This is a genomic window from Chryseobacterium cucumeris, from assembly GCF_016775705.1.
GTDB lineage: Bacteria > Bacteroidota > Bacteroidia > Flavobacteriales > Weeksellaceae > Chryseobacterium > Chryseobacterium cupriresistens.
Window position 1 is genome coordinate 1,736,362 of sequence record NZ_CP068760.1, and the last position, 14,288, is coordinate 1,750,649.

General features: G+C 37.6%; 14 protein-coding genes. 1 reads left to right on the top strand and 13 read right to left on the bottom strand.

The window, feature by feature from the left end; translation table 11 throughout:
- Nucleotides 1-2: 2 nt before the first annotated feature.
- The 4 genes from JNG87_RS07720 to JNG87_RS07735 are packed head-to-tail and all read right to left on the bottom strand — an operon-like array spanning nt 3 to nt 6,295.
- The gene (locus JNG87_RS07720) at nt 3-833 is read right to left on the bottom strand and encodes a CheR family methyltransferase (RefSeq protein WP_110009717.1); all 831 of its coding nucleotides are present in this window, start codon (nt 831-833) and stop codon (nt 3-5) included.
- Nucleotides 834-1,199, bottom strand: coding sequence for a response regulator (locus JNG87_RS07725; RefSeq protein ID WP_202843084.1), 366 nt, complete (start codon nt 1,197-1,199; stop codon nt 834-836).
- Nucleotides 1,200-1,214: 15 nt separating this feature from the next.
- A complete protein-coding gene (locus JNG87_RS07730) occupies nt 1,215-4,817 on the bottom strand; it encodes a response regulator (RefSeq protein ID WP_202843086.1) in 3,603 nt (1,200 codons plus the stop codon).
- A gap of 5 nt (nt 4,818-4,822) precedes the next feature.
- Nucleotides 4,823-6,295, bottom strand: coding sequence for a response regulator (locus tag JNG87_RS07735; protein ID WP_202843091.1), 1,473 nt, complete (start codon nt 6,293-6,295; stop codon nt 4,823-4,825).
- A gap of 198 nt (nt 6,296-6,493) precedes the next feature.
- On the opposite strand from JNG87_RS07735, the gene JNG87_RS07740 reads away from it, so the two are divergent.
- A complete protein-coding gene (locus tag JNG87_RS07740; protein ID WP_228406490.1) occupies nt 6,494-7,111 on the top strand; it encodes a Crp/Fnr family transcriptional regulator in 618 nt (205 codons plus the stop codon).
- A gap of 122 nt (nt 7,112-7,233) precedes the next feature.
- Here JNG87_RS07740 and JNG87_RS07745 read toward each other — a convergent pair whose 3' ends face one another.
- The 9 genes from JNG87_RS07745 to JNG87_RS07785 all read right to left on the bottom strand — a co-directional run bounded on the left by JNG87_RS07745 (nt 7,234) and on the right by JNG87_RS07785 (nt 14,249).
- The gene (locus JNG87_RS07745) at nt 7,234-7,533 is read right to left on the bottom strand and encodes a hypothetical protein (protein ID WP_202843093.1); all 300 of its coding nucleotides are present in this window, start codon (nt 7,531-7,533) and stop codon (nt 7,234-7,236) included.
- An 82-nt stretch (nt 7,534-7,615) separates the two neighbouring features.
- Entirely contained in the window at nt 7,616-9,055 is a 1,440-nt protein-coding gene (locus JNG87_RS07750; protein WP_202843095.1) for an SDR family oxidoreductase, read from the bottom strand.
- A gap of 48 nt (nt 9,056-9,103) precedes the next feature.
- Nucleotides 9,104-9,694, bottom strand: a complete 591-nt coding sequence (gene ribA / locus JNG87_RS07755; RefSeq protein ID WP_202843097.1) for a GTP cyclohydrolase II — start codon at nt 9,692-9,694, stop codon at nt 9,104-9,106.
- A gap of 29 nt (nt 9,695-9,723) precedes the next feature.
- Nucleotides 9,724-10,272: a lipocalin family protein gene (locus tag JNG87_RS07760; RefSeq protein WP_202843099.1), complete on the bottom strand. Its 549-nt coding sequence runs from the start codon at nt 10,270-10,272 to the stop codon at nt 9,724-9,726.
- Nucleotides 10,262-10,951 carry a lycopene cyclase domain-containing protein gene (locus tag JNG87_RS07765; protein ID WP_202843101.1) on the bottom strand — a complete coding sequence of 230 codons (690 nt, stop codon included), beginning with the start codon at nt 10,949-10,951 and terminating at the stop codon, nt 10,262-10,264. Before JNG87_RS07765 ends, JNG87_RS07760 begins: the two co-directional genes overlap by 11 nt.
- The gene (locus JNG87_RS07770; RefSeq protein ID WP_202843109.1) at nt 10,948-11,400 is read right to left on the bottom strand and encodes a sterol desaturase family protein; all 453 of its coding nucleotides are present in this window, start codon (nt 11,398-11,400) and stop codon (nt 10,948-10,950) included. The genes JNG87_RS07765 and JNG87_RS07770 overlap by 4 nt, the downstream gene beginning before the upstream one ends.
- Before the next feature lies 1 nt (nt 11,401).
- Complete coding sequence (locus JNG87_RS07775; RefSeq protein WP_202843111.1) at nt 11,402-11,866, bottom strand: SRPBCC family protein; 465 nt, start codon at nt 11,864-11,866, stop codon at nt 11,402-11,404.
- A 55-nt stretch (nt 11,867-11,921) separates the two neighbouring features.
- Nucleotides 11,922-12,758 carry a phytoene/squalene synthase family protein gene (locus tag JNG87_RS07780; RefSeq protein ID WP_202843113.1) on the bottom strand — a complete coding sequence of 279 codons (837 nt, stop codon included), beginning with the start codon at nt 12,756-12,758 and terminating at the stop codon, nt 11,922-11,924.
- A 6-nt stretch (nt 12,759-12,764) separates the two neighbouring features.
- Entirely contained in the window at nt 12,765-14,249 is a 1,485-nt protein-coding gene (locus JNG87_RS07785) for a phytoene desaturase family protein (protein ID WP_202843115.1), read from the bottom strand.
- Nucleotides 14,250-14,288 lie beyond the last annotated feature (39 nt).

Below are 14,288 nucleotides of genomic sequence, written 5' to 3' on the forward strand. Positions count from 1 at the left end.
TACTAGTGGTGATCAATTTTTTTCCAGATTTTCTGATCTTCAACCTGATGGTAATTTTTGTCGATAGCAGAAAACCGAAGAGTTTCTTTTGCTCCCAATGCGAGAAAACCTAAATTTTCCAGGCTGTTATCAAAAAGTCTGAATACCCTTTCCTGAAGTTCTCTGTCGAAATAAATCAGTACATTCCTGCACACAATCAGCTGAAAACTATTGAAAGAGCTGTCTGACACAAGGTTATGTGTTGATAAAATCAGTTTTTCCTGTAAGCTTTTATCAAATCTTACACTATCATAATTGGCAGTATAATAATCCGAAAAGTCTTTTAATCCGCCTGAAAGCATGTAGTTTTCCGAATACAGTTTCATCTGCTGCAAAGGGAAAATACCTGCTCTGGCTGTTTCAAGAACAGCGGGGTTCAAATCGGTTCCATAAATCAGAGACTTACTGTAAAGACCGGCTTCTTTCAGCAGAATGGCTATAGAATATGCTTCTTCTCCTGTTGAACATCCTGCAATCCAGACCCTGATGAGCGGATAGGTTCCCAACTGAGGCAATATATTATCCCGCAGTGCTTTAAAAAAGGAAGGATCCCGGAACATTTCCGTAACATTTACTGTAACTTCTTCTACAAAACGTTTTAAATACTCTGTATCATTCATCACAGTGTATCTGAGCTCTGCAAAACTGGTAAACCTGTCTAAAAGACATATACGGTTAACTCTTCTTTTAAATGAAGCCCTGCTATAACCTGAAAAGTCATAGCCATACCTGTCATACACATCTCTGATGAGATATTCTACTTCTTCATCTTTTATGATACTTGGTTCCAGCATCTATGAAAGTTTTTCTATTGCCGTTATTAAAAGATCCACATCAATGGGTTTTGTTACGTAATCATCAGCTCCGGCTTCCAGACATTTCTGGCGATCTTCGGGCATTGCCTGTGCGGTGACAGCAATCACCGGAACATGTTTGATTTCCTGAGTATCCCTTATCATTTTTACAGCTTCATATCCGTCTATGCCAGGCATCATCATGTCCATAAGAACAACGGAAAACAGAGGATCAGACTTCATCATTTCCAGGGCATCCTGTGCCATTGTACATGATTCTACTGTGTATCCACGGGCTTTAAGAGTTAGTTTTAAAGCAAATATATTGCGTGGGTCATCATCCACGATTAAAATTTTCTTATTCATCAGAATTTTATCTGTTTAACTTTCATACAACCAAACACGAAGGAGTGATAATAGCTGATCTATATCGACAGGTTTTGAAATATAGTCTGAAGCTCCTGCTGTAATACATTTCTCCCTTTCTCCAATCATTGATTTAGCGGTAATAGCTATAATAGGCAGTCTTTTAAATGCCGGCATTTTTCTTATTTCCTTAATTGTTTCATAGCCATCCATTTCCGGCATCATCATATCCATCAGAATAACATCTACATCCGGATTGTGGCTGATTTGCTCCAAAGCATGTTTTCCATCCATCGCTACAATGACCTCAACTTTATATTTTTCCAGTGCTTTGGTTAAAGAAAAAATATTGCGGACATCATCATCAGTAATGAGTACTTTTTTACCACTCAGCACTTCTGTTAAAGAACCCAGCATTCTGCCTGTATTACCTTCGGCCGAACTGTTTTTTTCTTCCACCAAATGTAAGAATAAACCAACCTCATCTAAAACTCTTTGATAGGAATGTGCAGTTTTTACAACAATAGAATCTGCATATTGCTTTATTTTCAATTCTTCTTCCTTAGACAAATGATGCTCTGTAAAAATAATGATCGGTAGATTTTCCAGTCCCTCATAGCTTTTGATTGATTCTATGACGTGATAATCATTGGCTTTCGTGCTTCCGATATCCAGAATTACACAGTCGACAAGGTCTGAAGTAAGTGCTTTTACACTATCCTCCACATTATGTTCCACTGATAAGGAAATATTAAAATTACTCAGGAAATAAGACAATGCGCTGGCATGTTTGGCATTTTCTTCAACAATTAAAACTTTTTGAGGCCCTTTTTGTAATGCCTCTTCAATTTTCCTGAATACATCCGTCATTTTATCCAGAGCCACAGGCTTATTGATAAAGTCTACCGCTCCTTTCAACAGGCTTTCTTTTTTCACATGCAGCGCAGACATCATATGTACCGGAATATGTTTTACCTGAGGATCAGACTTCAACTCATCCATGACTTCCCAGCCATCTTTTACAGGAAGCTGAATATCCAGTAAAATGGCGTGAGGATGATATTTCTGAGCCGCCGAAAGACCATAATCTCCTCTTACGACCACTACCCCTTTATAGTTCTGTAAGCGGGCATATTTCAATAGAGCTTTTGCAAAATTGGTATCATCTTCAATGATAAGGATGATTTTGTCCCCTTCCTGAATATTCTCTCTGTCGTCCTCCACATCTTCAGGAATTTCCAATGTGTTCGTTTTAACAGTTTCTCCTTCATCAAGGATATTTTGAATTTCTTCAACATCTTCCCGTATAATTTCCACCAGATCCTGATCCGTTTCGGAATGAACAATTTCAGTTACCTGATGTACAGGAATAATAAAGCTGAATTCACTTCCTTTATTGAGTTCACTTTTCAGAACAAGTTCACCTCCTAAAAGTCTTGCAATTTCACGGCTTATTGAAAGTCCCAGACCTGTACCTCCAAATTTTCTTTTTGTAGATCCGTCAGCCTGCTGAAATGCTTCAAAGATAATTTTCTGCTTATCCTCAGCTATTCCGACACCGGTATCTTTTACTGAAAATATAATAAAATCAGGTTTTTCAGAATGTTTTTTAATCAATAAACTGATGCTTCCTTTTGTTGTAAACTTTAAAGCATTGGACAGCAGGTTCCTTAATACCTGATCTATTCTGAGACGGTCACTTTCAATAACACGCTGTACGTTTGAATCAATTTCTATATTGAAAGGAAGGGCTTTTTCCTGAAATACAGGATTAAACAGGCTCTTCAGATCTTTTACAATTTCTTCAATAACCACTTCCTGATATTCAAGAGTCATTTTACCGGATTCTATTTTGGCCAGGTCAAGAATTTCATCTATTAATGTTAATAAGCTTGTTCCTGAACTTTGAATAACTTTGGCAGATTCCACCTGGTCTTCGTTAAGGTTTTCATCCGGATTTTCAGCCATTAACCGCGATAACAGAAGGATTGAATTAAGCGGTGTACGCAGTTCATGAGACATATTGGCTAAAAACTCAGACTTGTATTTGGTGCTGAGTGCCAGTTCCTCTACTTTTTTCTGAATCTCATTATTACGTTCAGCAATCAAATGATTCTTTTCTTCGAGCAATCGTGAGCGTTCCTCCAATTCGGCATTGGCCTGCATCAGCTCTTCCTGCTGTACCTTCAATTCTTCTTCTGAAGCCTGAAGCTTCTGCGTTTGTGCTTCCAGTTCAGTATTGAGGTTTTCAAGCTCAGAATGCTGTACCTGTAATTCTTCAGACTGTGCCTGGGTTTCTTCCAGCAGCTGCTGTTCTTTTTCTCTTCCTTTTGCCGCATTCAGGGCTATTCCTATATTGATGCAGCACTCTTCAAAATAGCTGATTCTGTCTTCTTCAAAATTAGAGGTAGATCCTAATTCCAGGACTCCTATGGCATGGCCGTCTGAAAAAACAGGTATCAGAATAATGCCATAGATCTTAATGGTACTGCTGGCAAAGGTTACTACAAAATCATCTTCATGAAGATTATTGTACACCTGTGTTTTAGCATTCATAAAAGCCTGCCCCACCATTCCTTCACCCGGCTCAAAAGTCTGTTTCATATTGGCTTCCAGACCAAATGCTTTGTTGAGCTTCAGGACACCTTCGTCAAAAAGATATAATGAACCGTTGATACAGTTTCCGTATTCAATCAACTGATGTAAAGCCCTGCCGGCAACCTCTTTTACTGATTTATTTCCGACAAGGGACTCATTCAGTAAAGCAAGACCTTTCTGGCGCCAGTCGCTTTTATTAATTTTTTCAAAAGATGTTTTAAGAGATTCGGTCATGTGGTTCAATGATTCTACAAGATCTCCGAGATCATCCTCTGCATTATCCACAGCTTTCTCACTGTAATCACCATTGGCTACTCTGTTTGCAATTTTTTGAATGGCACTTACACGGCGCGTCATTTCCTGATCTTTATCCCTCAGCATTTTTTCCAGCTCATCTCTTCTGATGAGATCTGCCCTCATTTTAAAATAGAAAAATGTGGTCACAACTACCGCAGCCAGTGCAGAAAAAACAATAAAAAGAACGGTCGTTTCTGATGAGCGTGTTAAATCTTTGTTTTTGATTTCAACTTGGCTCTCTTCATACTGCACAAAATCTTTTACAATTTTACGGCACTCGTCCATATAAGCTTTACCGGTAACGATTTGCTGCTGGGTCATCACAATACCCTTCCGTCTGTTTTCCACCAGATTTTTCAGGTTATCCATCACCTGGCTCACCGCTACTTTTAATCCGGCAAGTCTTTCCTGTTGGTTTTTATCCTTCAATCCCAATGATTCTGCAAGCACCAGCGCTTTGGAGTATTCTCTTAATCCGCGTTTATAGGGTTCGAGAAAATCTTCTCTTCCGGTCAGCTGATAGCCCCTGTTTCCTGTTTCAGCATCCAGCAAGGCTACCAGAACATCCTTAACAGCTGTTACAGAACGCCTGCTTTTGGAAAGACTCTCACGGTGATTCATTTGATTTTGAATACTCCAGTATGAAGCTATCGAACTGGCTATCAATATCAAAAGCGAAAGACCTATTCCAAACTGGAGATTTCGTATAATTTTTTTCGGCATGAAAATTAATTTAATGGTAAGGTAAAATAAAACGTAGATCCTTCATCTACAATACTGGAAACACCAACACTTCCGTGGTGCTGTTTGATGATTTCAGAGCATATAAACAGACCGATTCCCATTCCCTGGAACTGCAGTGAAGATTCTTCCACACGATAGAACTTCTTGAATACGGCCTCCTGTTTAAAGTCAGGAATTCCGATTCCAAAATCTGTAACATTCACTCTCACCTCCTGAGCTTCTTCATCCACAAAGGTGGTTACAATCACCTGGTTATTATGAGGGGAATATTTGATCGCATTGGTCAGGAAATTAATCAGCACCTGCTCGATACGGATTTCATCCAGGGGAATTAAAATATCAGGTTTTACCCCATGGCGTTCAATTTTCACCTGCCGTTCATGGGTTTGTTTTATGGTTTCAATGGCATTACTGATCACATTTTCCAGATTCACCGGCTTTTTATTGATTTTCAGTTTTCCGTTTTCAATTTTTGAAACATCAAGAAGATCCGTGATGAGTGTATTCAGCTTTTCAATCTGGCTCTGGACTTTTGTAACAAATCCTGCTTCGGAGCTGTCTTTATCTAATTTCAGCTTTCTTTCCAATAGCTGAACATAGGCTTTAATACTGGTTAAAGGGGTTTTTAATTCGTGGCTTGCAATACTTAAGAATTCATCTTTTTCTTTTTCCACTTTTTTCTGATCGTCAATATCGGTAAATGTTCCTACCCAGTTTTTAATACGGTGTTCATCATATACAGGGGTTACCCTAAGCAAATGATAACGGTAATGGCCCGAAATAACATTTTTAATTCTGATCTCCAATTCAAGAGCTTTTCCTTTTTTTCTGCATCTTTCCAGTTCTTCGCTGATCTTATGATCATCAGGGTGTGTTTCCGGAAAATCCTGTTCATTGTCTGAATATTGGTACCACTTACCATTAACAAAATCAACTGCACCTTCTTCATTCAGAGTAAATGCAATCTGTGGAAGAGACTCCAGCATAAGATGAAAATGGTCTATCTGGGATTTCATGGTCACCTGAGATTCCCGTCTTCCTTTTACTTCCAGTTCCAGATTCTGCTGTGTTTTTTTCATAGCAATATTCTGCTCCTGGAGATTATAAAAAGTTTTCACTTTAAGCAGAAGAATTTCAGGATCCACGGGCTTGGTTACGTAATCTTTACCACCAGAAGCGTAACCTTGGGTAATGAATTTTTTATCGGTATTAACAGCGGATAAAAATATAATAGGAACATCTTTGGTTTTACTGTAGTCTGCAAGAGTTTCTGCAACTTCAAAGCCATCCATATCAGGCATCTGAACATCTAAAATAATTAAGGCATAGTCATTTTTCAATGCTTTGCCGAGAGCCTCTTCACCGGAGCTGGCCGTTTCAACCTGGAAATCTTTAGATTCAAGTAATTTTTGAAGCGAATAAAGATTACTTTGGTTGTCATCAACAATTAAAATCATAGAAGTTAAAATCAATAATTAGTTACGGATACTTTAGCTTCAAAAATACTCACAATATTTGAAAAAACAGTAATTTTTAAAGGTTTATGCATAAGGATTTCGTACCACATTTTTTAAGAAAAACAGCAATGGCATAATGATTGAAATTATTTACAATATTTTTAAAGATTCTCTCTAATTTTCAGAAAAACCATAATTATGAAAAAAACAATAAGCTGTATGAATATCGATCAGGAGATCCTTTACTCGTTCGGGGGTGAAAAAGTCATCTATAAGGCTAAAGAGTTTATTTTCAAAGAAGGTGATTATTCACAATATTATTTTCAGATTATCAGCGGAAAAGTAAAGCTGAACACCTTTACTGAAAATGGAAAAGAATTTATTCATAATATATTAGGTAAAAATCAAAGTTTTGGAGATCCGCTTCTTTTTATTGAAAAAGTATATCCTACCAATGCCATCAGCTTACAGATCACAGAAATTATAAGAATGCCTAAAGATAATTTTATGCAAATGCTTAAAAGTAATCCGGATATTTCCCTGGATATGAACATGTGTTTATCACAAAGACTGTATTATAATAATTTAATGGTCCGCAATCTGGCATTAGCAGATCCCATTCAACGGCTGAAAGGTGTAATGGATTATCTGAAAAGCTACCATGACGGAGACTGCCAGCACTGTTTTCCTATAGAACTTACCCGTCAGCAAATTGCTGATCTTACAGGGCTGAGAGTTGAAACCGTCATCAGAACGATAAAAAAAATGGTGAATAATAAAATAATAAAACTTGAGGGGCGCAGGATTTTATACTAACTGTATATTGATTGCATTATCATAAACTCATCTTATTTCTTTAAATATAGATTATAAATAAACCATAAAACAAAACAGATGGCCGGAATTTAAAAATTCTGGCCATCTGTTTTAAACTAACCTTAATTTGTTTTTTTCCTCCATTCTGCCTTCACATCTTCAGCGGCATCCTTCGTGCTTTCCCATGCTTCATCTGCCTTATCCTTGATATCTTCCCACGCATCTGAGACGTTTGATTTTACTCTGTCCAACCAGTCTTCCTGAGTTGCTTCCTGATCATTATTTCTTTTTTCATTGATATAATCTTTAGCTTTATCCGCTAATTCACTGATTTTCCATTTTGCATTATCAGCTGCATTTTTTAAAGAGTTTTCTGTTTGGTCTACTGCATTTTCTGCTTTGTTGTAATCTGAATTATTCATAATATAATATTTAGGTATTTGGTATATAAATAAACAATGTTCATGCCTAAAAAACAGACATTATGTTAAAATATTCTTAAAATTAAGATTTTTTCTTCCCGCTAAGGCTTCTGATCATTCCTTTGAAGATAAATCCATGAAATGGCAGCACCATGAACCAGTACAATCTTCCCCAAAGACCTTTTGGACGAAATACAGCTTTTTGCCAGATCTTATTTCTGTAAATTTTAAACATCAGCCAGGCTTCTCCGGGCAGTTTCATCTCAGCCAATAATATAAGCTTGCCTTCTTTACGGTCAGCATATAAAACCCGCCAGAAGTCTAATGCATCTCCATCTTTAAGGTCTGAAGGATGCCTGCGCCCTCTTCTCAGTCCAGGACCACCAACAAGTTTATCAAAAAGGCCTCTTATTTTCCAAAGATTCTGCCCATACCATCCATGCTCGCCTCCCAACTGAAAGACCCGGCTCATACAGGCTTCCCTGTCATCATACTCTTCACTCCGGAGGTCCGTAAAACAACCGTATTTCGGTACATCCTGGTATTCTTTCAAGGTTGAATCATGACGGCTGCTGATGAAACTGTCTTTCCAGCTGGAAATGATTTCATTGGCCTGAATTTTTGCAAGAGTTCTCTTCAGTGCTGTGTCATATGAAAACGGCTGCACACCGGTAATTAATTTGATCTCAGCAAGACTTTCGGGACGGCAGACCACCTCTACCTTCATGCTTCCAACCAAAGCTTTGGCCAGGTTATAAGAGGTTGAAGTAATAAAATAGAGCCAGTACGAAGACAGTCTGGGCGTCATTACAGGTAGTGTAAAAATCTTTCTTTTAAGGCCTCTTACTTGTGCAAACTGCAACAGCATGTCTTTGTAAGTCAGCACATCATCACATCCAATGTCAAAATTTTTCTGATAAGCAGCTTCTTTAAACAAAACAAAAATCAGGAAATCGAGCACGTTGGCAATTCCTATTGGCTGACATTGTGTATACAGCCATTTGGGAGCCACCATGACAGGCAGTTTTTCAACGAGATCCCTTATAATTTCAAATGATGCACTTCCTGACCCGATGATAATTCCTGCGCGAAGAACTGTCGCGGGAACCCTGCATTCCATCAGAATTTTTTCAACTTCGTACCTTGAATTCAAATGCTTTGACAGTTCTTTTTCATTCACCAGCCCCGAAAGATAGACAATATGTTTACATTGCGTCTTCTCAATATAATCAGAAAAGTTGGCGGCACATTTTTTTTCCGAGTCTTCATAATCAGCAGTATTGCTCATGGAATGCATCAGATAGTAAGCCCCTGCAATATCTTCGGGAATATTTTTAAGTGTTTCCGGCTTTAGAAAATCAACTTCAATAACTTCAATGAGCTGTTCGTCGATATCCATGTCTCTTGTAAAACGACCGGTATCCCTGCAGCAGCAAACGACTTTATATCCCTGCGCAGCAATCACACTGATCATTCTTTTACCGATATAGCCGGTTGCTCCTGTAAGCAGTATTTTTTCCATAATTATTGGATTAAACAGATCAATAAATATCCTGACGTCTGAAATCTATTATATTTTTTCTAAGAAATGGCCAAAATAGTCTTTCTTTTTAATAAGATAACCTGCATTGATCTCATTGGAATCAATTTCCAAAGGAATCCTGCTTTTGAGAATGATTCTGCTGTTCTCAACAGATTTAATCTTGTCAGGATTATTGGTTAACAGATTGATTTCTTTCACATCCAGCAGATTCAGCATTTCCACTGCCATATCAAAATTTCTTCCGTCAGCGGGCAAACCAAGTCTGAGATTAGCTTCAACAGTATCTAATCCTTGTTCCTGAAGTGCATATGCTTTCAGTTTATTGATGATTCCAATATTCCTTCCCTCCTGGCGGAGATAAACGATCATTCCTCCTTTTTCAGACATATATTTCATCGCTGCATCAAGCTGCTGACCGCATTCACATTTTTTAGAATGAAAAACTTCTCCGGTAATGCACTCAGAATGAAAGCGGACATTAACAGTCTTATCATAATCTGTATTTTCTGCTACCAGAACCAAATGCGGGCTCCAGTCTTTTTCATTTTCTGAGAATGCATATATAGTGAATAGTCCGTAATCTGTGGGTATTTTTGATTGCGCCTGTATTGTAAGCATACGTTTCGATTTTAATTAAATTTGAGAATTTATTTATCAAAAGGACTTTTCTTATCCTGCTTCACCCAGATGAGCTTAGAGGTATCATACCCTATTTCCTGCGCCTTGCTGATAAATTTCTGCTTTATATTTTCAGGAATAGTTTTTTCACGGGAAAGAATCCAGAGATAATCCAGATTTTTTCCTGCAATCAGTGCATATTTGTACTCTTCAAGAGCAACTACATTATACCCGGCATAAAAAGGTCCGAAAAAACTCACTTTCAGAGCTGCCACATTTTTTTCTCCTCTGAATTTAGCAGTACCATTGGCGGAAACCCATTTATCCTTTTTAAAATTATATCCGCTGTTGACTACGTTTACATTTCCGTCTTCAGTAAGGCTATACTGGGCGATTGCATTGTCAAGGTCTTTTTCAAAGCGATAATCAAATCTGGCAATCTCGTACCATGTCCCCAAATACCGGTTCACATCAAACTGATCAACAGGCTGCGCTTTTTCGGGCATGGAAGAACAGGAAGTCAAGCTGTTTAACAGCCCTAAGCTTAGTAATAATGTAAGAATGATTCTATTTTTCATTTTTAGTTATTTTTTTAAAGAAGTAAATATTGAGTAAAAACTGACTGTAACCATAGACAGCATCTTCAACAGGAATAGTCCCCATTCTGACGCCTAAAAAGTCACCAGGATTGTAGTTTACAACAGGTGACGGAATAAAAGATCCCGTCAGGATTCCATTCACTGCAAAAAATCCGGGCATCAAAACCAGATATACAAAACTTGCTTTACCGATCCATTCTTTTTTGGCAATAAAATGCAGGTAAGAAAGGGTAAGCACTGTTACAATAACGGTCAGCAAGGTATAGATTCTGTCGTAATAAAGAAGTCCCACAACACTGAGAACAATAACTGAGGTAAAAACAATCAGATTATTAAAGAGGTCTGCCCGATTGAATGTAAAAAATTTTTCCAGACAATAGTACGTAAAGACACAGGCAAAAGGAATACAGTAAAAGAACAGCCATTCTTCCAGGGGAAGGCCTGCCATTTTAAATCCTAATGTGTAACGGTAATCAAACCACCACACTCCTTTTGTGGTGAACCATATATCCCATAGGATAAAAGGAACTGCTACAATAGTGGACGACAGGAAAAACTTCAGGAAAAGCTTATTAAACTGTATCCTACGGTCAAAAGAAGCCAAAAAGCAGATGATGACGGTGAAAAAATTGATCAGTATGTAAGTGTATTGCATCATTTTTTATTGAAATACATTTTAAAATAAATCATAGGAACCCACAAAAATCCGAAGCACTCTCCTTTTTCTTTCCCCAAATGTTTGTGGTGCTGTTTATGGGCACGCCTGATGGCAAGAAAATACGGATTCTTTGTTTTGGTAAAAACTTTTGCTCTCTGATGAATAAAAATATCATGAACAAAGAAATAGGCCATCCCATAAAGGCTTATGCCTAAACCGACAAAAAACAGATAATTGAATTCCTGCCTTACTCCTGCATATAACAAAGCAATAGCAGGGCTGGCAAAAATGAAAAAGAACAGGTCATTTCTTTCAAGTTTCCCTTCGTTGCTATGATCATGATGATCCTTATGCAGATTCCACAGAAAACCGTGCATAATATACCTATGAATAAGCCATGTGGCTCCTTCCATGGAAATAAAAACGAGTAAAACGATCAGGAAATTCATGTTAATGATGTTTACGGTTAAAAAGATCATTCAGAACGCTGTATCTGAAATCGAAAATGTTTTTGAGCTTTTTTTTAACAAATAAACCATGAGCAGCCCTTCCAAGAACCCCCAACGGAAGTTCATAAAATACAGTATCTTTCATTAATACCCCGTTCTGATCAGGAATGAACTCATGAAAATGGTTCCAATGCTTATAAGGTCCTTCTTTCTGATAATCTGTAAAGCTTCTGCCTTCTTTTACCTGGCTGATAATCGTTTTCCATTTCATCGGGATTCCCAATACCGGAGAGACGGTATAATCTATTTCCATTCCTTCAAAAATAGATTCGTCCTGTATATCTGAAAGCACCACAAAATTCATGCTTTTTGGTGTTATTTCAGATAAATTATGAGGAGAGGAAAAGAATTTCCATGCGGTCTCGATATCACAATTCAAATGTTGTTCTCTATATAATCTGTACATCGTTATTTTTTTATTGATTTATAAATTCTAAAGAATCTTCCAAACAAATGAGTGATCAGAAATAAGCAGATTTATATCTTATATAGCTTTTAAATGCTACCAATAATTTCTGTGAATTAGCAATCCTGATTCTTTGCTGCAAAATATGCTGCGAACTTGTTTTCTTGATCTTTTCAAATAATGACAGATAGTACCTGTATGCGAGATACACTCCAAACTTAGAAGAACCCGGAAGTTTCCTGATACCCTGCAATGCTTCTTTAAATTCTTCTTCAATTTCTTTTTCGATCTGAGCTTTAACGGTATTATCAAAGACAGACATATTCAATGATGGAAAATAAGTTCTGCCCAAAATCTGGTAATCATCTTTCAGATCACGTAAAAAATTAACCTTTTGAAAAGCGGAACCCAGTTTCATAGCGAATGGTTTAAGTTTTTCAAATTGCTGCTTATCACCTCCTGTAAATATCTGCAGACACATGAGTCCCACTACTTCAGCAGAGCCGTAGATATATTCATTATAGAGATCTGAATTGTAGTCTATTTTCTGCAGATCCATTTCCATGCTGTGCAGGAACTGATCGATCAATTGAATATTGATATCATACTGACGCACGGTTTCCTGAAAAGAATGTAAAATAGGATTGAGTGATATTCCCTGCTGTAATGCATCATACGTTTCTGCTTTTAATCTTTTCAATAGCTTTTCTTTATCATATCCATGAAAGCTATCAACAATTTCATCCGCAAGGCGTACATACCCATAAACAGCATAAATGGCAGGTCTTATAGAAGGCTTCAGAGCCAATATCCCTAATGAAAAACTGGTACTGTATTTTTGAGTAGTGCACTTACTGACCTTGTAAGACAATTCATCAAACAACTTTTTCATATTATTTTATTTTAGTTTATTAACCTCTTGCGCTACTATCTTCCCGGAGATAACGGATGGAGGAACTCCGGGCCCCGGAACCGTTAACTGCCCGGTATAAAAAAGATTGCTTACCTTTTTGTTTCTTATTTTAGGTTTCAGAACAGCAGTCTGCGATAAAGTATTGGACAGTCCGTAGGCATTCCCCTGATAAGCATTATAATCCGAAATAAAATCACTCACACAGTAGCTTCTTTTGTATTCAATCCTGGAAATAAGGTCGGTTTCTCCTGTATGTTTTTCGATTCTTTCAAGCATTTCCTTCAGGTATTTTTCTCTTATAGCCTCTTCATCATGTATTCCAGGTGCAAGCGGCAGCAGTAAAAAGAGATTTTCACAGCCTTCCGGAGCTACATCGGGATCTGTTTTTGAAGGACAGCATGCATAAAAAAGAGGTCTGGAAGGCCATTTTTTATTAACATAAATACAGTCTATATGGTTATCAAGCTCATTTTCAAAGAATAGCGTATGGTGTTTTAAATGAGAGATTTTTCCTTTGATGCCGAGGTAATAAATCAGACATGAAGGTGCAAAGGTTTTTGTCTTCCAGTAGGCATCATTATAGTTTCTCAGAGATTTAGGAATTAATGTTTCCGTATGATGGTAATCTGATGAAGCAATAACTGCATCAAATTCATAGTCTTTATCCCCTACTGTTAAAGACATCACTTTCCCGTCTTCTGTATTCAGCTTCTGAACATCATGATTAAAATGAAAGGTCACTCCCTGCTTTTCGGCTACGTCCTTCATAGCCATAACAAGCTGATAAAAACCTCCCATAGGATATTTTGTTCCCAATACATATCCTCCATAATTCATAAGGCTGTAAAGTGCCGGAATATTACGGGGTGAAGCGCCCAGAAATATCACCGGAAATTCCATCAGCGATCTGAGTTTTGGATCAGAAAAATATCCTGAAACATATTTCCTGAAATTACTTAAAAGATCAAGCTTCAATGCACTGCCCGCTATTTTTAAAGAAGCAAATTCCAGCCAGCTGTAACAGGGTTTTGTCACAAAGTCTTTCATCCCGACCTCATACTTAAACTGAGCAGACTGCATAAATTGATCATACTTTTTACCTGATCCGGCCTCTGTATTTTCAAATAACTCACGGATGTCTTCATTTTTTTCAGGAACTGAAATCTTTTCTTCTGAAAAAACCATTTCAAACTGAGGGTCTAAGGATACCAGTTTAAAATAATCAGCTGCTTTACAGTCAAAATCATTGAAAAATCTTTCAATGATATCAGGCATCCAATACCAGCTCGGCCCCATATCAAACACATAGCCTTCTTCCGTTTTAAATTGCCTTGCACGTCCTCCCGGTTGATTATGTTTTTCAAAAACATGTACTTCATTTCCGGCCTTTGCCGCATAAGCAGCCGCAGAGAGCCCGGAGAACCCTGAACCTATTACCGCTATTCTCTTTCTTGAATTTTCAGTACTCATCGTCATTTTTTTAACAGTTGTTTAAAGACATTTTCACTA

Coding starts and splice junctions, on each gene's coding strand:
- JNG87_RS07745 (WP_202843093.1), bottom strand. CDS start 7,533: ATGAATAATTCAGATTACAACAAAGCAGAAAATGCAGTAGACCAAACA.
- JNG87_RS07725 (WP_202843084.1), bottom strand. CDS start 1,199: ATGAATAAGAAAATTTTAATCGTGGATGATGACCCACGCAATATATTT.
- JNG87_RS07750 (WP_202843095.1), bottom strand. CDS start 9,055: ATGGAAAAAATACTGCTTACAGGAGCAACCGGCTATATCGGTAAAAGA.
- JNG87_RS07775 (WP_202843111.1), bottom strand. CDS start 11,866: ATGTACAGATTATATAGAGAACAACATTTGAATTGTGATATCGAGACC.
- JNG87_RS07760 (WP_202843099.1), bottom strand. CDS start 10,272: ATGAAAAATAGAATCATTCTTACATTATTACTAAGCTTAGGGCTGTTA.
- ribA (WP_202843097.1), bottom strand. CDS start 9,694: ATGCTTACAATACAGGCGCAATCAAAAATACCCACAGATTACGGACTA.
- JNG87_RS07740 (WP_228406490.1), top strand. CDS start 6,494: ATGAAAAAAACAATAAGCTGTATGAATATCGATCAGGAGATCCTTTAC.
- JNG87_RS07780 (WP_202843113.1), bottom strand. CDS start 12,758: ATGAAAAAGTTGTTTGATGAATTGTCTTACAAGGTCAGTAAGTGCACT.
- JNG87_RS07730 (WP_202843086.1), bottom strand. CDS start 4,817: ATGCCGAAAAAAATTATACGAAATCTCCAGTTTGGAATAGGTCTTTCG.
- JNG87_RS07785 (WP_202843115.1), bottom strand. CDS start 14,249: ATGAGTACTGAAAATTCAAGAAAGAGAATAGCGGTAATAGGTTCAGGG.
- JNG87_RS07770 (WP_202843109.1), bottom strand. CDS start 11,400: ATGAATTTCCTGATCGTTTTACTCGTTTTTATTTCCATGGAAGGAGCC.
- JNG87_RS07720 (WP_110009717.1), bottom strand. CDS start 833: ATGCTGGAACCAAGTATCATAAAAGATGAAGAAGTAGAATATCTCATC.
- JNG87_RS07735 (WP_202843091.1), bottom strand. CDS start 6,295: ATGATTTTAATTGTTGATGACAACCAAAGTAATCTTTATTCGCTTCAA.
- JNG87_RS07765 (WP_202843101.1), bottom strand. CDS start 10,951: ATGATGCAATACACTTACATACTGATCAATTTTTTCACCGTCATCATC.